4 protein-coding genes and 1 pseudogene are annotated in these 5,786 nt (G+C 63.9%); 3 read left to right on the top strand and 2 right to left on the bottom strand.

The genetic code is table 11. The features are described from left to right. From EN932_RS27440 to EN932_RS27450, 3 genes are all read left to right on the top strand, one after another. Positions 1-691: transporter substrate-binding domain-containing protein (locus EN932_RS27440; protein WP_128369216.1), on the top strand; the 691-nt coding region annotated here is incomplete at its 5' end. Positions 692-712: 21 nt separating this feature from the next. Beyond that, on the top strand, positions 713-1,435 hold the full coding sequence (locus EN932_RS27445) for an amino acid ABC transporter permease (protein ID WP_127368494.1): 723 nt from the start codon (positions 713-715) through the stop codon (positions 1,433-1,435). Positions 1,436-1,582: 147 nt separating this feature from the next. Further along, a complete protein-coding gene (locus EN932_RS27450) occupies positions 1,583-4,024 on the top strand; it encodes an FAD-dependent oxidoreductase (RefSeq protein ID WP_245483335.1) in 2,442 nt (813 codons plus the stop codon). A 195-nt stretch (positions 4,025-4,219) separates the two neighbouring features. Here the strand turns inward: EN932_RS27450 and EN932_RS27455 are convergent, their stop codons facing one another. Both EN932_RS27455 and EN932_RS38100 read right to left on the bottom strand, forming a co-directional pair. Beyond that, positions 4,220-5,509: an FAD-dependent oxidoreductase gene (locus tag EN932_RS27455; protein ID WP_127385269.1), complete on the bottom strand. Its 1,290-nt coding sequence runs from the start codon at positions 5,507-5,509 to the stop codon at positions 4,220-4,222. Then, positions 5,502-5,786 (bottom strand): annotated as a pseudogene (locus tag EN932_RS38100) (ABC transporter ATP-binding protein); the annotation flags it as partial. The pseudogene EN932_RS38100 and the gene EN932_RS27455, both read right to left, overlap by 8 nt.

Genomic DNA, 5,786 nt, shown 5'->3' on the forward strand with positions numbered 1-5,786 from the left:
CACTTCCCCGCCGATGGAATTCATCAAGACGGCGGGCGAGGCTCCCGTTGGCGTCGACATCGACGTCATCAAGGCGCTGGCCGCGCACTGGAAGGTCGACGCCAATATCACGACGATGGACTTCAGCGGCCTGCTTCCCGGCCTGGAATCGAAGCGCTGCGACATCGTCATCAGCGGCGCTTTGCTGAAACCCGAACGGCTGGAGAAGCTGAGCGGCGTGCCTTATCTGAAGACCGGCGTCGTCATGATCGGCAAGGCCGACGATGCGTCCGCCTACAAGAGCTATGAGGATTTCTCCGGCAAGACCATCTCCGTCCAGTCCGGCACTTCCTATATAGGCCTGCTGGACAAGGTGAACGAGGACCTGGCCAAGGCCGGCCGCGACAAGATCACCATGCAGACCTATCCCAAGCAGACCGATGCGATGCAACAGGTGGTGCTGGGCCGCGCGGTCGCGACGATCAGCCAGGACACCGAATTCGCCTACCGCGACTTGCAGCAGCCCGGTGAGTTGAAGATCGTCTACTCGGCCGGCGCGCAGGATCAGTACGCGGCCTATTTCCGCAAGGATGAGGCTGACGCGGCGGCGGTCGCCGCTACTGTCAAGGAGCTTGCCGCGAACGGCACCATGAAGACCATCGCCGAGACGTGGAAGCTTCCGATGTCGACCATCAGTGGCATCGGTCAGTAACGGCGCGATCGGCAGGGTTCCGTGAGCTTTGACTTTGGCTTGTTCTGGTCGACACTTTTTTCCGGGACGTTCTTCAGGGCGGCGCTGGTAGCGCTCGCCCTGACAATACTCGCGCATGCGGCGGCGATCCTCCTGTCGCTGCCGCTTGCCTTGGCGCTCAACGGGCAAAACAAGGTGCTGCGCTGGGGAGCGACGGCCTATATCGCTGTTTTCCGCGCACTGCCGGCGCTTCTGCTGCTGCTGTTCGTCTGGAACGGCCTGCCGCAAATATGGCCGATCTTCCGCGAGACCTGGTTTTCGCCCTTCATCGCGGCCCTCCTGGCGCTGACGCTGAACGAGGCCGCCTATCAGGTCGAGATCAACAGGGCGGCGCTCAGCGCCGTCGAAGAAGGGCAGTTTCAGGCCGGCGCCGCACTTGGCCTGCGCAAGCCGCAAGTGTTCTTCCTGATCATCGTGCCGCAGGCGCTGCGCATCGCCCTGCCGCCGACCGTCAACGAGTTCATCACGCTGCTCAAGACCACGTCGCTGGCCTCGGTGATCTCATTGACGGAACTGATGGCGGTCACCCAGCAAAGCGTCGCCTCAACGTTCCGCTATGCCGAGTTCTACGCCGTCACCTCCCTCTACTACCTGGCGATGGTCTATGTACTGATGATCCTGCAGAAGCGGATCGAACGGCGCTTCGCCTGGGCCAAGCCCCACGCGGCCGGAAACGATACCGACAAAGTGCCCCATCACGCATGACGGGCACAAAACGGTGGGCCGCAGCGTGCGGCACGCCATTGACATCCATCGACGCGACGGCATGACGCTGCTCCGAAAGGGCGCCAGATGCCTGAGCCGCGCAGCAATTCAGGGGGACGCGTAATGTCAGGGGCTAGTTCAGAACAGATGCCGGAACAGGCTGATGTCGTCATCGTCGGCGGCGGCATTGCCGGATGTTCGGTCGCCTATCACCTCACCAAGCTTGGCATCACCGACGTCGTACTGTGCGAGCGCAAGCAGCTGACATGCGGCACGACATGGCATGCCGCCGGCCTGGTGACGCAGTTGCGGGCGACGCGACAGATGACGGAGCTGGCGAAATACACCGGCGAGCTGTTCGGCCGCCTCGAAGCCGAAACCGGACAGGCCACCGGCTTCATGCAGCGCGGCTCGCTGCGTGTCGCCAACACCGAGGCGCGCTTCGAGGAGCTGGCACGCGGCGCCTCGATGGGGCGCAATTTCGGCCTGCCGGTCGACATGGTCACGCCCGGCGAGATCAAGGAACGCTGGAGCCCGGTCAACATCGACGGCATCGTCGGCGGCTTCTGGTTCCCCAATGATGGACAGGTCAACCCCACCGACGTCACCATGGCCTATGTCAAGGGCGCGCGCACCGGTGGCGCCTGCATTCTCGAAAACACGCCGGTCACGAAAATCCTGGTCGAGAACGGCCGCGTTTGCGGCGTGGTCACCGACAAGGGCGAGATCCGCGCCGACAAGGTGGTGATATGCGGTGGCATGTGGTCGCGCGATCTCGCGGCACAGATCGGCGTGACGCTGCCGCTGCACGCCGCCGAGCATTTCTACATCGTCACCGAGACCATCCCCGGCCTGCCAACCAATTTGCCGGTGCTTTTCCTGGGCGACGAGTGCTCCTACTACAAGGAAGACGCCGGTAAGCTGCTGCTCGGCTGCTTCGAGCCGGTGGCCAAGCCGTGGGGCCATAACGGCATCTCGCCCGATTTCTGCTTCGACAGCCTGCCCGAGGACTTCGAGCATTTCGAACCGATCCTCGAAATGGCAACCAGGCGGGTGCCGCTGCTGGCGGATGTCGGCATCAAACTGTTCTTCAACGGACCGGAAAGCTTTACGCCGGATGACCGCTATCTGCTGGGCGAGACGGCTGAGGTCTCCGGCCTGTTCTGCGCCACCGGCTTCAATTCCGTCGGCATCCTCTCCTCGGGCGGCGTCGGCAAGGCGCTGTCGGAATGGATCCGCGACGGGCGCCCACCGGTCGATCTCGCCGATGTCGACGTGCGCCGCACCATGTCGTTCCAGTCGAACAAGAAATATCTCTACGACCGCACCACCGAAACGCTTGGCCTTTTGTTCGACATGCACTGGCCATACCGCCAGTTCGCCACGGCGCGCCACATCCGCAAGAGCCCGTTCCACGACCGCCTGATGGCGGTGGGTGCCTGCATGACCGAGGCCGCCGCCTACGAACGCCCTGGCTTCTTCGCTTTGCCCGGCATGAAGGCCGAGATCGACTATTCCTACGGCCGCCAGAACTGGTTCGGCGCCTGCGGCGAGGAAAGCCGCAACACGGCTGACAACGTTACGCTGTTCGACCATTCCTGCTTCGTGAAATACTGGATCGAGGGGCGTGACGCCTGCGCGGTGCTCAACCGCATCTGTGCCAACAATGTCGACGTACCCGCCGGCCGCGTCGTCTACACGCAATGGCTGAACGAGCTAGGCGGCATCGAAGCCGATGTCACGGTCACCCGCATCTCCGAAACCGCCTACATGGTCGTGACCATCGCCGTGTCGCAGCGGCGCGACCTGGCCTGGCTCAAGCGCCATATCCCGGCGGACGCGCATGTCTTCGTGCAGGATGTCACCTCCGGCCTGCCCATGCTGGCGCTGATGGGGCCGAAATCGCGCGATCTCCTGCGCGCCGTCTCGCCCGATGACTTCTCGGAGGCGGCGTTTCCCTTCGGCACCAGCCGCGAGATCGACCTTGGCTATGCGCGGGTGCGCGCCAGCCGGCTGACCTTCGTCGGCGAGCTTGGCTGGGAGCTCTACATGCCCGCCGAGTTCGCCGCCCATGTCTTCGACAAGCTGGCCGAGGCGGGCGCCGATTTCGGCCTGCGCCCAGGCGGCTACTTCGCCATCAATTCGCTGCGCATGGAGAAAGGTTACCGCCACTGGGGTCACGACATCGGCGAGGAAGACAGCCCGCTGCAGGCAGGGCTTGGCTTTGCCGTGGCGTTCGACAAGCCAGGCGGCTTCATCGGCCGTGATGCGCTGTTGCTGCAGAAGGAGGCGGGCAAGCCGCGCCGCCGCTTGGTGCAGTTGCGGCTGCAGGCCGAAGATGCGCCTCTCCTCTATCATCACGAACCGATCTGGCGCGGCGGCAAGATCGTCGGTTCGGTCACCTCCGGCGCCTACGGCCACCGCATCGGCGCCTCGCTCGGCATGGGCTATGTCGAATGCGAGGGCGGTGTCGACGATGCCTGGCTGGCAGCCGCCCCTCTGGAGATCGAAATCGCCTGGAAGCGATACAAGGCCATTGCGCAGCTCAAGCCGTGGTACGATCCGAAGGGGGAACGCCTGAGACCGTGACAGAACCTCCTTTTGGATCAGTCGGAGGCCCTAAGTCCCAGCCACGCTGAAGGTCCGCTTCGGCTTCCGCTGACGCCTGAAGCTACCAGTCCGCTTTCGGCCCAGTCGTGACCGAGCATGGGCTGTCTGATTGAGACTTCTGCCTCGGCCAGCTAGCCGCCGGCACAAAATCAGCATCGTCGGCCTATAATGTCATCAAGAGCTTCGATCCTTGAAGCGGTTCCAGAGATGCATGCGGTTCGCGACCTGCACGGCGACCGGATGGAACGGAACCGGTTTCATGTTGGTGACCGGCAAAGGCATCTGCTCGTCCCGGCGCCGGCCTGCCGCCCAGCGGCCGATTTCCTGGCCAAGAGACATTGCCAATGCCACGCCGCGGCCGGAATAGACGCCGCCAAACACGAGGCCGGGTGCCAGGCGATAGAGGCGAGGTCTGCGATCAGGCACCACGGCAAAGGTGCCATGCCAGTATTCCACGATCGGCGGTTCGCCGCCGAATGCGCGAAAAGCCTTGCCCAGCATGCTCGAGACCTTGGCGCGACCGCGGTCGGCCTCGTCAAACCAGAATGTATGCGTGCCGCCGCTCACCAGCCGGCCGTCGACGTCGTAGTGGAAATAGCGGATGTCGTTGCGCATGTCGGACACCGCGGGGTTGCCGACAAGGATCTGGGTGCGCAGGCCTTCCGGCAGTGGGTTTGTCGCGGCCTGGAAGACCTTGAACGGCATCAGTGTCTTCTTCAGCCCAGCCCAGAGGTCGCCGGTAAGCGCATTCGTGGCAAGCACCACTTCTGGCGCCGTGACGCTTCCCGTTGCGGTGAAGACGCGCCAGCCGCCTTCCACCTTCTCGATGCCAGACGCCGCGGCGTTCTCGAAGATGGTCACGCCTTCGCGCTCAAGGGCGCCGGCAAGGCCAATGGTCATGGCGAACGGATTGATGTGGCCGGAATTGTGCACCATCCAGCCGCCGAGATAGGGGCTGCCGATGCGCGCGCTGGCTTCGGCCCGGTCAAGCCAGGAGACATTGGCGCCGAAGGCTTTCCACTCTTCGTAGAACTGGCGCGCGCGGGCAAGCGTGGTGTCGGTGTGAGCGGGCTGGATCCAGCCTTCCTGAACCTGGTGGGCGTCTATGTTGAAGCGCTGCATCAGGCCGAAGGCTACGCCGGCCGCATCCGCAACCATGCGATTGTAGTGCTCACCGATCGTCTTGCCGTAGACCGCCTCGAACTCCGCCGGCGAGGCCTTGGAATGGTGGGAGATGACAAGGCCGTTGTTGCGGCCCGACGCTGCCGATCCGATCTCGTTGCTCTCAAGCAGGATGACATTGACGCCGCTGTCGCGCGCGCCAAGTGCCGCGGCCATGCCGGTGAAGCCGCCGCCGACCACCAGCACGTCCGTCTTCAGGTCGCCTTGCAGCGCCGGTGCGGCCGGGCGCCTGTTCGCGGTCTTGCGCCACAGATGCGGCGTCTTCCAGTCGACCTCAAACATGAAGGACGTCCTCGCTGGCGCCGCCGAGATAGTGTTCCCTCAGGGCCGAATGCGCGGCCATTTCCTGCGCCGGGCCATGCAGCTTCACCTTGCCGGTGTTGAGCAGGTAGGCGTAGTCGCCGCATTCGAGCGCCAGCTGAACGTTCTGCTCGACGAGCAGGATCGAAATGCCGTTGCGCGACAGGTCGAGGATGATGCGGAATATCTGGTGGACGATCTTCGGGGCAAGGCCGAGAGACGGCTCGTCGAGCATCAGAAGCTTCGGCTCGGCCATAAG

Origin of the sequence: Mesorhizobium sp. M7A.F.Ca.US.002.01.1.1 (genome assembly GCF_004022955.1) — a bacterium.
GTDB classification, from domain to species: domain Bacteria; phylum Pseudomonadota; class Alphaproteobacteria; order Rhizobiales; family Rhizobiaceae; genus Mesorhizobium; species Mesorhizobium ciceri.

What these genes read in the sequence shown, in the direction of transcription:
- EN932_RS27450 (WP_245483335.1), top strand. Translation starts at nt 1,583, where the DNA reads ATGCCGGAACAGGCTGATGTCGTCATCGTCGGCGGCGGCATTGCCGGA.
- EN932_RS27455 (WP_127385269.1), bottom strand. Translation starts at nt 5,509, where the DNA reads ATGTTTGAGGTCGACTGGAAGACGCCGCATCTGTGGCGCAAGACCGCG.